Origin of the sequence: Paenibacillus polymyxa, assembly GCF_018614975.1 — a bacterium.
GTDB classification, from domain to species: domain Bacteria; phylum Bacillota; class Bacilli; order Paenibacillales; family Paenibacillaceae; genus Paenibacillus; species Paenibacillus polymyxa_E.
Window position 1 is genome coordinate 187,313 of record NZ_JAGGNR010000016.1, and the last position, 14,380, is coordinate 201,692.

The 14,380-nt window shown below is 48.5% G+C and carries 10 protein-coding genes; 5 read left to right on the forward strand and 5 right to left on the reverse strand.

Annotated features, from left to right (window positions below; genetic code table 11):
• Positions 1-14 precede the first annotated feature (14 nt).
• Positions 15-3,290, forward strand: a complete 3,276-nt coding sequence (locus tag J7E78_RS16575) for a glycoside hydrolase family 48 protein (protein ID WP_215077326.1) — start codon at positions 15-17, stop codon at positions 3,288-3,290.
• A gap of 425 nt (positions 3,291-3,715) precedes the next feature.
• Positions 3,716-4,510: a C40 family peptidase gene (locus J7E78_RS16580; protein WP_215077327.1), complete on the forward strand. Its 795-nt coding sequence runs from the start codon at positions 3,716-3,718 to the stop codon at positions 4,508-4,510.
• Positions 4,511-4,630: 120 nt separating this feature from the next.
• Here the strand turns inward: J7E78_RS16580 and J7E78_RS16585 are convergent, their stop codons facing one another.
• Complete coding sequence (locus J7E78_RS16585; protein WP_215077328.1) at positions 4,631-5,539, reverse strand: ArsR/SmtB family transcription factor; 909 nt, start codon at positions 5,537-5,539, stop codon at positions 4,631-4,633.
• Between the two features lie 179 nt (positions 5,540-5,718).
• Here J7E78_RS16585 and arfA point away from each other — a divergent pair, with 179 nt between their 5' ends.
• The gene (gene arfA / locus J7E78_RS16590; RefSeq protein ID WP_215077329.1) at positions 5,719-7,224 is read left to right on the forward strand and encodes an arabinosylfuranosidase ArfA; all 1,506 of its coding nucleotides are present in this window, start codon (positions 5,719-5,721) and stop codon (positions 7,222-7,224) included.
• 155 nt (positions 7,225-7,379) lie between these two features.
• Here the strand turns inward: arfA and J7E78_RS16595 are convergent, their stop codons facing one another.
• The gene (locus J7E78_RS16595; protein WP_215077330.1) at positions 7,380-8,138 is read right to left on the reverse strand and encodes an MBL fold metallo-hydrolase; all 759 of its coding nucleotides are present in this window, start codon (positions 8,136-8,138) and stop codon (positions 7,380-7,382) included.
• 131 nt (positions 8,139-8,269) lie between these two features.
• Here J7E78_RS16595 and J7E78_RS16600 point away from each other — a divergent pair, with 131 nt between their 5' ends.
• Positions 8,270-8,701 carry an Lrp/AsnC family transcriptional regulator gene (locus tag J7E78_RS16600; RefSeq protein ID WP_215077331.1) on the forward strand — a complete coding sequence of 144 codons (432 nt, stop codon included), beginning with the start codon at positions 8,270-8,272 and terminating at the stop codon, positions 8,699-8,701.
• A gap of 33 nt (positions 8,702-8,734) precedes the next feature.
• On the opposite strand, the gene J7E78_RS16605 is transcribed toward J7E78_RS16600, so the two are convergent.
• From J7E78_RS16605 to J7E78_RS16615, 3 genes are all read right to left on the reverse strand, one after another.
• Positions 8,735-9,235, reverse strand: a complete 501-nt coding sequence (locus tag J7E78_RS16605; RefSeq protein ID WP_215077332.1) for a hypothetical protein — start codon at positions 9,233-9,235, stop codon at positions 8,735-8,737.
• Positions 9,236-9,340: 105 nt separating this feature from the next.
• The gene (locus J7E78_RS16610) at positions 9,341-11,158 is read right to left on the reverse strand and encodes an ABC transporter ATP-binding protein (protein ID WP_215077333.1); all 1,818 of its coding nucleotides are present in this window, start codon (positions 11,156-11,158) and stop codon (positions 9,341-9,343) included.
• A complete protein-coding gene (locus J7E78_RS16615; RefSeq protein ID WP_215077334.1) occupies positions 11,151-12,893 on the reverse strand; it encodes an ABC transporter ATP-binding protein in 1,743 nt (580 codons plus the stop codon). The genes J7E78_RS16610 and J7E78_RS16615 overlap by 8 nt, the downstream gene beginning before the upstream one ends.
• A 362-nt stretch (positions 12,894-13,255) precedes the next feature.
• Here J7E78_RS16615 and J7E78_RS16620 point away from each other — a divergent pair, with 362 nt between their 5' ends.
• Positions 13,256-14,179, forward strand: a complete 924-nt coding sequence (locus J7E78_RS16620; RefSeq protein ID WP_215077335.1) for an S-layer homology domain-containing protein — start codon at positions 13,256-13,258, stop codon at positions 14,177-14,179.
• Positions 14,180-14,380: the final 201 nt, after the last annotated feature.

Genomic DNA, 14,380 nt, shown 5'->3' on the forward strand with positions numbered 1-14,380 from the left:
GGAGGTATATATCAATGTTGAAATCAGCTGCGAAAAAAAGTTTAACAGCCATGCTGGCGGGAACTGTCATGTTGACCGGATACACCGGTCTCTGGGCAGGGCCGCAAACGGCACATGCCGCAGATCAGGCCATCGAGATTCAGTCAGACAGCATTAATGAGGCCAGGTTTTTGCAATTGTATGATCAGTTGAAAGATCCGGCGAATGGTTATTTTTCTCCAGAGGGAATTCCATACCACTCCATTGAAACGTTGCTCAGCGAGGCCCCGGATTATGGTCACATGACGACATCAGAGGCGTACAGTTACTGGCTATGGCTGGAGACGATGTATGGTCACTATACGGGCGATTGGTCCCAACTGGAAGCTGCATGGGATAGCATGGAAAAATACATTATCCCGGTTAACGAAGGTGACGGCAAGGAAGAGCAGCCTACGATGAGCTCATACAACCCGAACAGCCCTGCTACGTATGCAGCGGAAAAACCTTTCCCTGATCAATATCCATCGCAACTTAATGGTCAATATGCAGCGGGTAAAGACCCGATTGATGCCGAACTTAAGGCGACCTATGGTGACAATCAGACCTATCTCATGCACTGGCTGGTCGATGTGGATGATTGGTATGGATATGGCAACCTGTTGAATCCATCACATACGGCTACCTATGTGAACACGTTCCAGCGTGGGGAGCAGGAGTCTGTGTGGGAAGCCATTCCGCATCCATCCCAGGATGATAAATCTTTTGGTAAGGCAAACGAAGGCTTCATGAGCTTGTTCACAAAGGAAAATCAGGTACCGTCAGCGCAATGGCGTTACACAAACGCAACGGATGCCGATGCACGTGCTGTACAGGTGCTGTATTGGGCGAAGGAGATGGGATACAACAATCCGGAATATCTGGATAAAGCGAAGAAGATGGGGGACTATCTGCGCTACGGCATGTATGATAAATACTTCCAGAAAATTGGAAGTGCAAAGAGCGGTACACCAACTCCGGGTACAGGCAAGGATTCCAACATGTATCTCATGGCTTGGTATACGTCTTGGGGTGGTGGCTTGGGTCAAGGTGGGGATTGGGCTTGGCGCATTGGAGCGAGCCATACCCATCAGGCTTATCAAAACCCTGTTGCAGCGTATGCCTTGTCTGACCCGGCTGGCGGCTTGATTCCGAAATCAGCAACAGCGAAGGCAGATTGGAATGCTACGCTGAAGCGTCAGTTGGAATTCTACACTTGGCTACAATCTCATGAAGGAGCTATCGGCGGGGGAGCAACCAACAGTATCGGCGGTTCCTATGGGGCTTATCCGGCAGGAACAAGTACTTTCTATGATATGGCCTATCAAGAAGCACCAGTGTATCGTGACCCGGATTCCAACACCTGGTTTGGATTCCAGGCATGGCCGCTGGAGCGTGTAGCCGAGATGTACTATATTCTTGCGGAGAGCGGTGATCTGACCTCTGAGAACTTCCAGATGGCCAAAAAAGTGATCACGAAGTGGATCGACTGGAGTAAGGATTATGTATTTGTAGGTGAGCGTCCGGTGACGGATGCGCAAGGCTATTATCTGAATGCGGCTGGACAGCGCATTTTGGGTGGAACTAATGTTCAGGTAGCAACAACGCCGGCTCCGGGAGAGTTCTGGATTCCGGGTGGTCAGGAATGGCAGGGTCAACCGGACAAGTGGAACGGATTCAGTTCGTTTACGGAAAATCCGAACTTCCGTGTAACAACCAAAGATCCAGTGCAGGACACAGGCGTTCTGGGAAGTTACGTTAAAGCTCTGACCTTCTTCGCGGCGGGAACACAGGCAGAGAACGGCACACTTAGTGCGGAAGGCCAAGAAGCCAAGGATTTGGCGGAGGCTCTGTTGGATACAGCTTGGGATTACAATGATGGTGTGGGGATTGTTACGGAAGAAGAACGTAAAGACTACTTCCGCTTCTTTGCCAAAGAGATCTATATCCCGGCGAACTGGTCTGGAACCTTTGGTCAAGGCAACACGATTCCAGGTACAGCAGGTGTACCTTCCGATCCGGCAAAAGGCGGCAATGGCGTATACATTGGATACTCCGACCTGCGTCCAGCTATCAAGCAAGATCCGGCATGGGCTTACCTGGATAATCTGTACAAAACGTCATATAATCCGACCACGAAGCAGTGGGAAAACGGTGCACCAACCTTTACGTATCACCGGTTCTGGTCACAGGTGGATATGGCCACAGCGTATGGAGAGTATGATCGTCTCCTCGGAGATTCCGATACTCCGGAAGTGGAAGTACCCGCTGCTCCTGCTGGCGTAACAGCACTTGGAGGAAGTGAGCAAGTGGTTCTGAATTGGAACGCAGCCGCTGGTGCAGCCTCGTATACCGTGAAACGTGCAGAAGTGAACGGTGGTCCATATACGCCTGTAGCGACAGGGGTCACAGGATCGACATTCACAGACACAGGCTTGACCAACGGCACAACATATTATTATGTCATAACTGCGGTGAATGCTGTAGGTGAGTCCGCAGCATCGACACAGGTATCTGCAACACCACTGGCAGGTGTTGTTGTGCCCGGCGTGTTCAACCTTACTGGAACGGCTGGTAATGCCCAGGCGGTACTGACATGGACAGCATCCACTGGAGCATCAAGTTATAAGGTACAACGTTCGGTAGGCAGCGGGGCATATGCTGATCTGGCAACAGGTTTGACCGCACTGACGTATACCGATGCTACAGCGGTGAATGGTACGGCTTATAATTATAGAGTCGTAGCCATTAATACGAGTGGTCAGACGAATTCGAATGTATTGGTGTTGACACCATTAGCACCTCCAGTCACAACGGGCACGCTTGAAGTACATTACCGTAATGGTAGTGCAGGAACTTCGGGCAATGCAATTACTCCACAGTTCAATGTGAAGAATACAGGTACAACTGCTGTGGACTTGAGCAAAGTGAAGATCCGGTATTATTTCACCAAGGATAGTGCCGCTGATCTGAGTTTCTGGTGTGATTATGCACAGATTGGCAGTGGTAACGTGGAAGGGCATTTTGTTTCGATAGATCCGGGCACGGGCACTGCAGATACGTATCTGGAGATTGGATTCAAATCGGGTGCTGGCAGTTTGGCTGCGGGTGCCGAGACCGGAATCATCCAGGGACGTTTCTCGAAAAACAACTGGACGAATTTTGATCAAACGAATGATTATTCCTTTGATGCTACCCAAACGGCCTTCAGTGCCTGGACGAAAGTGACAGCTTATCAGGATGGCGCCAAGGTATGGGGAATTGAGCCTTAAATGAGTTGATCGACCAGCCGTAGAGTGATGTTACTCATCATACAGGTTAAGCCGGGGAGAAATCCCTGGCTTTTCTTTTTAATCGGCAAATGAATCATAGTAATGTTTACCATATTTGCGATTTTAAACATTAAAAACTAGTTCATATGACGCATGTCCTGAATGATAATTGACCTAGCTCTTGTATCGCGAAAAAATCAGGCATATCAAATAGTTACAATAATTTAACCTTTCAAAAAGAAGGGATCAGCAGTGAATTTTTCCAGTAGATCATGGACAGACCCTGATACTTAGTGCTTAAGTTCGCCTATATCAATACAGGACTTTTGACTGATGAACGTTATGGATAGCCCGTTTACAATGGGGCAAGCCCGGGAGAACCAAGCCAGGTTAAAATTCTGTAACATCAGGGGGAACTCGACATCATGAACTGGAAGAAAACGATTATTACGGCAAGTGTCACAGCAACGATGCTGATGGGAAGTCTGACGACAGGAGCACTAACGGCACAGGTATCGGCAGCTGCTGTTGACAATTCACAAGTAAAAGTAATTTGGGGCGTAAACCTACGCACAACACCTTCTTCTTCTGCGAAGATTGTTCGCATGGTCGCTAAAGGGGAAACGGTAACGGTGCTTCAGCAATCCGGTTCGGATTGGTATAAGATTAAGGATTCTGCTAACCGGACAGGCTACATATCTTCTTCATCCAAATACACACAAGCGATTAGTGGCGGCACAGGCGGATCGGGTTCAAATAGTGGTACATCGGTGACCGGCAATGCATCTGTAGAAAAAGTGATTGCGGCGGGAATGAAATATTGGGGTACACCTTATGAGTTCGGAGCCAGTCGTAACAGCACAGCGACTTTTGACTGTTCCAGCTTTGTACGCCAGGCCTTCATCGATGCACTTGGCATCAAGCTTCCAGCGGATTCCCGCAAACAGGGAGCCTATGTAAAAGCCAAGGGTAAAGTTCAGACGAACTGGAAAAATCTGAAACGCGGTGATCTGATGTATTTCATGTCGTATAAAGGCAGCTCTGCATCATCGTATTCGGGCGTGAATAAATCTACCGCAACGATTACTCACACAGGGATTTACCTGGGCGACGGCAAGGTATTACACACATATTCTAACGCTGGCGGTGGTGTAACAACTAGTGATATCTCCGGCAAACACTGGGAGTACCGCTTCCTGTTTGGTGGCAGTGCGCTGTAGGTTAGAACAAGAACCTTCTTAGATAATCCACGCATGTTCATACGCATACAAAACACCTTCCATTCTGCCTTTGACAGGCGAGTGGGAGGTGTTTTTGGGTTATTTAATATTTTGAAGAACTCAATCGTGATAGTACAGTCGGAACAGGATATCCTGGTTGTAGTTACCGAATCCTTCACCGTACAACGTGAGACCGCCCACATGCTGGGCATCTTCCTCCACCGAAAGACGAAGGGTCCATTGGTTGCGTTCGACCGGGATATCTGCGAGTGTAATTTCGGATAGATGTTGTCCATCAATAAACGTACCTTCATTCGTAATTCGCAGTACCTTGAGCATGCCGTATTGATTGACACTGTCACTCCACCATTCCGGGGTGAACATGCCACGTCCGTTGCCTGAATCTCCAGGGCTTGTCCATTCCCCTAATCGGATGCCATTAAGCATGAATGTAATATCCGAGGGCCAATTCGGATTCACCGAAGGTGCTTCTGACCCGATCTCGAGGGACAATTCAATCGCATTGATCTGCTGTCCAGATAAGATATAGTTTGGAATTTTGTACTCTACAAATCCACGGCCAAACCACAGAATATGCGCATGCATACGCTCGGGGTCGAGAAAATAACGAGGGTCATCATACTGTCCGATAACATGATTGGACGTAGCCAGACCACATGTCGGATAGACGTCAAAGTGGGTGTAGTGTCCCACAGGTACAGAAACCTCGTGCAGCTTGCGCGCTGTCCCGCTTTCCTGCGGCATGGAGATGCCAATCCAGTCTACAGCAAGGCTGTTCATTTTATGTGTGCCGCCGTCTTTGCGTATCATTTTGGACTGAATAATGCCCACATCCTGAAGTTTGCGGACATGCATGGTCACGATGGCACTACTCAGACCGAGTGAAGCAGCGAGATCTTTCACATTCATCGGAGTCTCTGCAACAAGGCGGATAATCTGTAGACGGACTTCACTGGCAAGTGCTTCATATAGGGGTAGCCATTCGGCATCGGTATTTGCTCTGATCACAATTGTTCCTCCATTTTATCTATATAGAATTAAGTTAAACATAAATTCAGTGAAAAGAATAACATTTTGCGAAATTCAGGTTGAAATTAAGGCTATAATCGAATTTAATATAAATATGAACGTTGATCCATAGAAAATCAATTAATTTTTATATTAATCTTAGGGGGTTGAAATTCATTATGGAAAAAGCAAAAATGACGGTAGATAAAGATTTTACTATTGGTGTAGTGGATAAGCGCTTGTACGGATCATTTATTGAGCATCTGGGACGTGCCGTCTATGGCGGGATTTACGAGCCGGGGCATCCATCAGCGAACGAACAGGGTTTCCGCACGGATGTGCTGGAGATGGTCAAGGAGTTAAATGTACCGATTGTACGTTATCCTGGAGGTAATTTTGTATCCGGTTACAATTGGGAGGATTCGGTTGGACCTGTGTCAGAACGCAAACGCAGACTGGAACTGGCCTGGAGAACGATTGAGACCAATGAATTTGGCTTCAACGAATTCGTGGACTGGGCGAAACAGGCTAATTCTGAAGTCATGATGGCGGTTAATCTGGGAACACGGGGCGCCGATGCAGCACGTAACATTGTAGAGTACAGCAACCATCCAGCAGGTTCGTATTATAGTGATCTTCGCATCAAGCATGGATATAAGCAGCCACATGCGATCAAAACATGGTGTCTGGGCAACGAGATGGATGGCCCTTGGCAGATCGGTCACAAAACAGCAGAAGAGTATGGACGTGCAGCCGTTGAAGCGGCAAAAGTCATGAAGTGGACGGACCCGACCATTGAACTGGTAGCCTGTGGAAGTTCAAACCTGAATATGCCATCATTCCCGGATTGGGAAGCGACCGTGCTGGATCATACGTATGATCATGTGGAGTATTTGTCTCTGCATCAGTACTACGGCAACCAGGAGCAAGATACGCCAACGTTCCTCGCACGGTCACTTGAAATGGATCGTTTTATCGATACTGTGAAGGCGACTTGTGATTATATCAAAGCGAAGAAACGCAGCAAAAAGACGATGTATCTGTCCTTTGATGAATGGAATGTATGGTATCACTCCAATGAAAATGATTCGAAGATGGACCCATGGCAGATTGCTCCGCCACAGCTTGAGGATATCTACAATCATGAGGATGCACTGCTTGTTGGTTGTATGTTGATCAGTATGCTCAAACATGCGGATCGGGTTAAAATGGCCTGTCTGGCACAACTCGTTAATGTTATTGCGCCGATCATGACAGAGACAGGCGGTGGTTCATGGAGACAGACAATCTTCTATCCATTCATGCATACATCTCTCTTCGGACGTGGAACCGCATTGGTACCATTGATTCAGTCTCCAAAATACGATACAAAACAAATCACAGATGTACCTTATCTGGAGGGCATTGCAGTTCATAACGAAGAGCAGGGTGAAGTGACTGTATTCGCAGTCAACCGTCATCTGGAAGAATCACTTCCGCTCGAAGTGGATCTGCGCAGTTTCGGGAAGTGCAGCTTGATCGAGCATATCGTGCTGGAGAGTGATGATCTCAAAGCAGCTAATACGGCGGCACAACCAAACCGCGTTGCTCCTCATAATCGCGGGGGTGCAGTTGTATCCGAGACCCTGATTACGGCGAGCTTGGCGAAAGCATCATGGAACGTAATCCGTTTGAAAGTTCAGTAGGGGATTAGCATAAAAGGGATGAGACACGTGGGAACGCAATGGCAGGCATGATGCCCGAGAATGAATCCGGCGGCTCAGCGTGTTTCTTCAATCCAAAAAAGCTGGGTGCGAGTTCATCGCATCCAGTTTTTTTTCGTCATGTACTACGGTCTCACTTACGCTTTAAACTCAAAACTTTCGCCATCACGCGGAATGAGCACCTGACCATCCAATTGCTCGGATGCCAGATAAGTGGCGAGATCCGTGCGAGACATCACACAATGGTTAATCGCATCCATATGCACAGCGATGACATGAGCAGACGGCGCATGGCGCTTCACCGCAACAACGTCAGGCCCGTCCATCGTAATGGGATCACCCTCCACGAAGCGTGCACCTCCGGCATTCACAACAATAACTTCAGGTGTATATTGGCGGATGGCCTCAGCAGGTTCTTCACACCAGATGGTATCTCCAGCGATATAGGTGACAGGTTCTGCATCTGCCTCAAGTACGAAACCGGACACGTTGCCCATACGTTCACCGATCTCACCTGTGCCATGATGCCCGGATGTACGGGCGAATCGGACAGAGTGATGCTCATGTTTTTCATCTACAGCTGTTACATTCGTGAATCCGGCACCTAGAAATATATTCTCGTCCCCAGGCTGGCAGATCAGAGGAATGTCCTTGCCAAGTTGTTTCGTCGCGGCTTCATCCCAGTGGTCCAGATGGGTGTGTGTCACAATCAACAGATCCGGATTCAGATAATCCGTTTCGGTTTCAGGCAAAGCCACTCTTGGATTACGTAATTCATTGGGTGTGTTCGGGAATGCAGGCATGACTTCGGCGTCCATCAGCATCGGATCAACGAGAATGTTCAGTCCTCCGTATTCCAGCCACAGTGTAGCATTGCGAATCAATTGAATTTTCATTATATTTGCACTCCTTCGAGTTGTTTAATAGTATTACCCTATATGGTATACAACCCGTTTAACGTCGTACATAACATGATGAATGGAATTAGGCCACGCAAATTTCACCGTGAAAGGATTGCTGAAGCAAGATGAATGAAATGATAGATGACACGGATATACAAATTTTGCAGATTCTGATTCAAGATGCCAAACGTTCTCACAAAGAGATCGGTGAAGAGGTGCATCTTACAGGGCAGGCTGTCGGTGCAAGAGTGCGCAAGCTGCAAGATATCGGTGTAATCGAAGGGTATACAGTAAAATGGAACCCGGAACGCCTTGGCCTTGGCCTTCAGGCATTTGTCACGGTTTTCTTGAACTCCGGCGACAGACATGCTGCCTTTCGTACATTCATCGCTGAACGTGAGGACATCGTTGAAGTCCACCGAGTGAGCGGGGAAGGCTGCTATCTGATGCGGGTGCAGACCGGTAACACAGAGCAGCTTGGTCAACTGCTGGAGGCGTTGCTGCCTTACGGCAATTACAAAGTCAGCCTGTCCATAGGGATGGAGAAATCACAGTGACGTGCGGAAGCTTGTCCTCATCCATCCTGGTACTCAGCGATCCTGCTGCTGTTCCTGTAAGGTCCTTTGAAGCAAAGTCACAGCCTGATTCAGCTCTTTTTTGCTCAGCAGATGATCAGTTTGAATATGAGACCGTGTGCCGTCCTTCAAGTACAGGACAAACATGGGAGAAGCAGACAGGAGCCACTTGCTGCGGGCAGGTGAGGCGAGTTCAACTTTGCGAATCCGGCTCCATGGAATCTTCCGTTTGCCCGTGCTCAACGCATCATCATCCCAGGATAACAACACGGCAGGGGTTCTGGTTAGTCGTGACACGAACATGAAGAATAGCGGTCCAATCAACCACATACCCAGCACGGCAGCGATGGAATAGTATATCGTCTCCAGTCTTTCGGCTTGTCCGTCCACGATGATCCATAACAGGCTCACGCACAAGAGAAGGAACAGCAAGCATAAACTTCCTTTCCATAGTGCTGTGCTGCGTCGGTAATGAATCTGCTGATGGTCATGTTTGGATGTTTCGTGTTGTTGCATAGATGCTCCTCCCAATTAACAATGCTGATCGATATGCCAAACGTGCCGCCTGCATGAGCAGAGCGGCATGTTCAACGTTCTGTACTTACTATAACTCAGGTTTCATTACCCTGATATAGCTGAATTTTTACCTGCATCACGCGCATGGGTGTACAAGTCTGCATACACGCCTTTGGCTGCGATCAGTTCCTGGTGTGGCCCTTCCTCCACAATCTCCCCATTCTCCATCACCAGAATTCGATCGGCATGCATCACCGTGGACAGACGATGGGCAATGACAATGGTGGTGCGTCCCTGGGATACCGATTCCAGCGCCTGCTGCACGAGCTGTTCGGTGTGTGAGTCCAGATTGGCGGTTGCTTCATCCAGGATGAGCACGCGAGGCTGGAACACCACAATCCGGGCAAACGAGATCAACTGCCGCTCCCCGGCGGACAGACCGCTTCCGCGTTCGGACAGATGTGTATCATACCCTTGTGGTAAACGTGAAATCATGGCATGTGCTCCGACAAACCGGCAGGCCTCAACCGCCTGCTCTCGCGTAATATCCTCACGAAACATTCTCACATTATCAATAATGGAACCGGAGAACAGGAAGGGTTCCTGTTGAATCAGACCCACGATCCGATGAAGTTTGGCCTGAGGAAGTTGGCGAATATCGGTGCCATCAATCTCAATACTGCCCTGGTCTACATCATAGAAGCGATTGAGCAGGGAGATCAGTGTACTTTTGCCAGCGCCCGTTGTGCCCACGATACCTACCATTTCACCCGGATAGAGGTGCAGGTTCATCTGTTGGATCAAGGGCCGGTCTGCCCGATAACCAAACGACACATCATTAAAATCAATCTGGCCCATCACATTCCGAGGTTCCAGCGAGGAGGCCATCCCGGGGTTGGGATCGGCAACTTCAGGCCGCGTATTCAGAATGTTCCAGATGCGATCCATCGATACGGTCGTGGACTGGAACGTATTCCATTGCATCGTAATCTGGTTAATCGGTTGAAAGAACTGACGGATATAGCTGATAAACGCATACAATACCCCGACTTGCAGGGACTCACCCAGTACGGCGCGACCTCCAAGCCAGACCATCATGACCAGTGCCGCATTGCCAAGGATATCAAACGTCCGGTTGAAGATGACATTGGAGCGGGCTTGAGCAATGTTGGCTTTCAGATGGAGCGCATTCTGTTCCGAGAAACGTTTCTTCTGTTCTTCCTCCTGGTGAAAAGCCTGAATCAGGAACATGCCGGACAAGTTCTCCGCCGTAAATGCGATCAAACGAGAAAGCCGGGTACGAGCATTCTGATAAGCTTTCCGCAGTCGACTGCGGAATAATACCGCAACCACCGCAATGACAGGCAGAACGATCAGAGAGTAACTCGCCAGCACAGGATCAAGTTGGAACATAAAGACGATAATGAGCACCAGCATCATACCATCTCGTATCAGACTGAGTAGTACTTGCGTGAAAAAGCTGCTGATGGTCTCCGTATCACTGGATACGTTTGTAACCAGACTCCCGATATGGAAACGGTCAAAGAAGGACATGGACATCTTGGAGATATGTTTGAACAGGTCTTTTCTGATCCGGGATACAATGTTCTGTCCCACGTGCTGCAACAGATTATTCTGGATATAGGTAAAAATAAAACTGATGACAGCCAGCCCAAGAAAGATGGCTGCGAGCTGAACAAGAAAGCCCACACTGGTCTGGCCCACGGCCAGATGATCATCGATGGCGATCTTCACCAGATAGGGTTGTAACAAATCTGCCGATATGCCAAGCAGTGAGCAGAAGAAGATACCGGCAAAAGCCCATTTATGCGGTTTGGCGTATGCCATCATCGCTTTAAACGAAGTTCGTTTACTTTGATCAGCCTCTGCATCTGGGTGAAGTTCAGCGTTAGCGTTAGACATGATGTAATCCCTCCTCCTGCAAACGGTAGGTGGCCGCATATAAGCCCTTGGCAGCCATCAGCTGAGCATGTGTTCCCTGTTCAGCAACTCGCCCTTCATCCAGAACGATAATATCGTCCGCATGACGGACCGCGCTGATGCGGTGAGAGATAATTAATGTAGTTTTGCCTTTGCCGATCTCACGCAGGCTGCGCAGAATACCACTCTCGGTGACAGCATCAACCGCGCTCATGCTGTCATCCAGAATAAGTAACTGTGCTTGTTTGATCAGTCCTCTTGCAAGGCTGGTTCGCTGACGCTGTCCACCAGACAGGGTGAGTCCACGTTCGCCAAGCAGTGTATCGAAGCGATCGGGAAAACGGACAATATTGTCATAGATCATGGCTTGCCGTGCACTATGTTCCACTGTAACCAGCGATACTTCCCGGTCGCTAAATGCGATGTTATCCCGGATGGTGGTACTAAACAGGAATCCATCCTGAGGGACATAGGCGATGCGCGATCTTAGACTTTCCAGCGACAGCTGCCGAATATCGGTACCATTGATGCGAATCGTTCCTTCAGGTGGTTCATATGTACGCAGCAATAGCTTAACGAGGGTACTTTTACCTGAGCCGGTCTTGCCTACAATACCGACCGTTCGCCCGGCACGGATATGGAGTTGAATGTTTTTGAGAGCAGGAGATGAACTGCCTGGATAGGAGAAGGTTAGATTCTCCATGGTGATATCTTGTACGGTTTGAAGCGATGTGGCTTCAGGAAGTTCACGTACATCCGCTACTTCGCTGAGCAGGTCATTCACCCGCTCCAGTGATGCGCCTGAGCGCTGAACGGTATTAATAACATTGCCGATCTGTTGAAGCGGTCCCATGATCATGCGTAGATATAAGGTTAAGGCGACAAAACTCCCGAGTGTAATCGAATTCTGCATGGTCATAATACCTCCGACAAGCAGAGAAACGACCAATGAGATAGCTCCCAGCAGCGGGAGCAAAGCCTGAAACAAGGAAGACAGACGAACCAGTCGAAGCTGTCTGCTCTTGATTGCATCGACGGTAGTTCCAAAGCGTGCACGAGCACTGTCTTCGATGGCAAACGTCTTGGTTACGCGAATGCCACCCAGCTGCTCTTCTGCGGATTCCGTCATGGTAGCAAGAGCTTCCTGCACGTCGCGAGAGCGCTTGCGAATCCGCGGACCAAAAAACACGACCAAAAATGGAATCGCCAGCAAAGGAACAACACTGATCAGAATGAGCGTCAACGGTATCCCGCTGAGCAGCATCATGACAATGCAGGACAACAGCAGGAAGGTGGCATTGGTCATGAGTGTCACACCGTTGGATATCGCTTCACGTACGGAAGTCACGTCATTCATGACATAACTGAGCAGCTTTCCGTTCCCCTGTTTGGAGAAATAATGCTCGCTAAGTTCGGAAAACTTACTGAATATACGCTCACGTGTCATGAATTCGAAGCGTCGACCTAGCTTCATAATCATAAATTGCCCGGTACCGAACAGCAGGTTATACCCGATGGCAATAGCCAGAAGGGACAGGCTGTACCTTACAACCGTCTGCATCTGAAGCGTGTTCTGCATCAACTGATCGGTGAAGCTGCCGAGTATGCGGGGCAAGGATGCTTGCCCGACATTGGAGGCAATAATCAGAAGAACAGCAACCAGGTAAACAGGCCAGTTCGACACAACATAACCGCGAAGTAATCCTTTCTTGGACATAAGCGTTGTTCTCCTTTTGTTATAGGTGAAGTCAGTTCAGCAGGTGGAGTCAAGAAAAGGGCCGACACCTGTTATTAGCGCGTCGTGCCCTCTTACTGTATGCGATCTAGTTCGTTGTTTATCCGTCATCCGATAGATTTCTCTATTCTTATTTTTACGCTAATTCAATGGGATGTCAACGAAGCCAGTTAGCAAAAAGCAGGTGGATCGGATTAGCTGCGTTGGAGAAGAGTTGTATGCCGTGTTCCCGTGTTGTATTCACCAGATGTCGAAATTACTGAAACATTTTCTAGGGATACCCCGTCTGTAGGAATGAAGAGGTAAAAAAACAGGCTTTACTAATCATATGGAGGTGCCAGGAAATGAAGCATAAAAAAGGATTGGCTGCAACACTTGCACTCTGCGTTTCTTTGACAGCAGGAGGTGCATCGGTATTCGCTTTCTCAGATGTGAAAGATGAGGGTCAAAAGTCGATTGTGGATTCATTGAAATCAAAAGGCATTGTTAGCGGAGTAACAGCGGATCTGTTCCGTCCAGATCTCGCATTGTCCGAGCCACAGGGTGTTCAACTGATTGTGAACGCATTTGGTCTGAAAAATGAATTTGCGGAAGCATCCGCTCAGAATAAAATCAGTCCGGATACGTGGTACGCCGATGCTGTGCAGGCCGCTACTCAGAATGGACTGTCCATTCCGGTTGAAGTGAACCCGCAGGGCAAGATGACACGTGAGCAATTTGTTATTTTGCTTCATGAAGGCATTAACACAACCGGGAATTATCCGGTCATTATGAAGTATAATCTTGTTAAGGACGAAAATAAAATCGGTAAGGACGCCATATCTGCAGTCCAGAACCTGCTGAACATGAACATCATTGAACTGGATAAGGACGGAAACTTCCGTCCAGATCAGTCGCTTACCCGTATGGAGGCTGCAAGCATGATCTTCAATGCACTCGAATTTGTGGATAAACACGGCAATGGCGGCTCGGCAGAGCCAGCTCCAACTAATCCAGGTGAAGGCCAACAAGCGATTGTACCTGAAGTAACAACGACGAAGGTTGATGACAAAACAACCAAAGTTAAACTCAGTGCTGAAATGCCACACCCTGGTTATGGATTGAAGATTGATGATGTGAAATTGGAGAAGGATGGACGTGCTATCGTGCTCTATTCCATTATTCAACCTGATCCTGACATGATGTATCCGATGGTTATCACAAATGTGACTGCAGAAACGGATATCCCAACAGGGTATACAGCAGAAGCTCAACCTTCTGGCAAGTAAATTCACCGCAAACCCTATAAGCTAAACATGGGTAAAACGGATGTGTATCCTCAAAACCACTCTCCATACATATATGGAGGTGGTTTTTTATTTGTTTGCGCGCCTAGCCAAGCTAGACACAACTAGCCGGTGAAAGTCCGGTCGAGGTAAGAGCCAAGTCGCCTCGTAGCTGACGGGCAGCTGGTGGAGAAATCCTAAGGT

Excerpts from the sequence above, each read along its gene's own strand:
- J7E78_RS16575 (WP_215077326.1), top strand. The coding sequence starts at position 15 with ATGTTGAAATCAGCTGCGAAAAAAAGTTTAACAGCCATGCTGGCGGGA.
- J7E78_RS16580 (WP_215077327.1), top strand. The coding sequence starts at position 3,716 with ATGAACTGGAAGAAAACGATTATTACGGCAAGTGTCACAGCAACGATG.
- arfA (WP_215077329.1), top strand. The coding sequence starts at position 5,719 with ATGGAAAAAGCAAAAATGACGGTAGATAAAGATTTTACTATTGGTGTA.
- J7E78_RS16595 (WP_215077330.1), bottom strand. The coding sequence starts at position 8,138 with ATGAAAATTCAATTGATTCGCAATGCTACACTGTGGCTGGAATACGGA.
- J7E78_RS16600 (WP_215077331.1), top strand. The coding sequence starts at position 8,270 with ATGAATGAAATGATAGATGACACGGATATACAAATTTTGCAGATTCTG.
- J7E78_RS16605 (WP_215077332.1), bottom strand. The coding sequence starts at position 9,235 with ATGCAACAACACGAAACATCCAAACATGACCATCAGCAGATTCATTAC.
- J7E78_RS16610 (WP_215077333.1), bottom strand. The coding sequence starts at position 11,158 with ATGTCTAACGCTAACGCTGAACTTCACCCAGATGCAGAGGCTGATCAA.
- J7E78_RS16615 (WP_215077334.1), bottom strand. The coding sequence starts at position 12,893 with ATGTCCAAGAAAGGATTACTTCGCGGTTATGTTGTGTCGAACTGGCCT.
- J7E78_RS16620 (WP_215077335.1), top strand. The coding sequence starts at position 13,256 with ATGAAGCATAAAAAAGGATTGGCTGCAACACTTGCACTCTGCGTTTCT.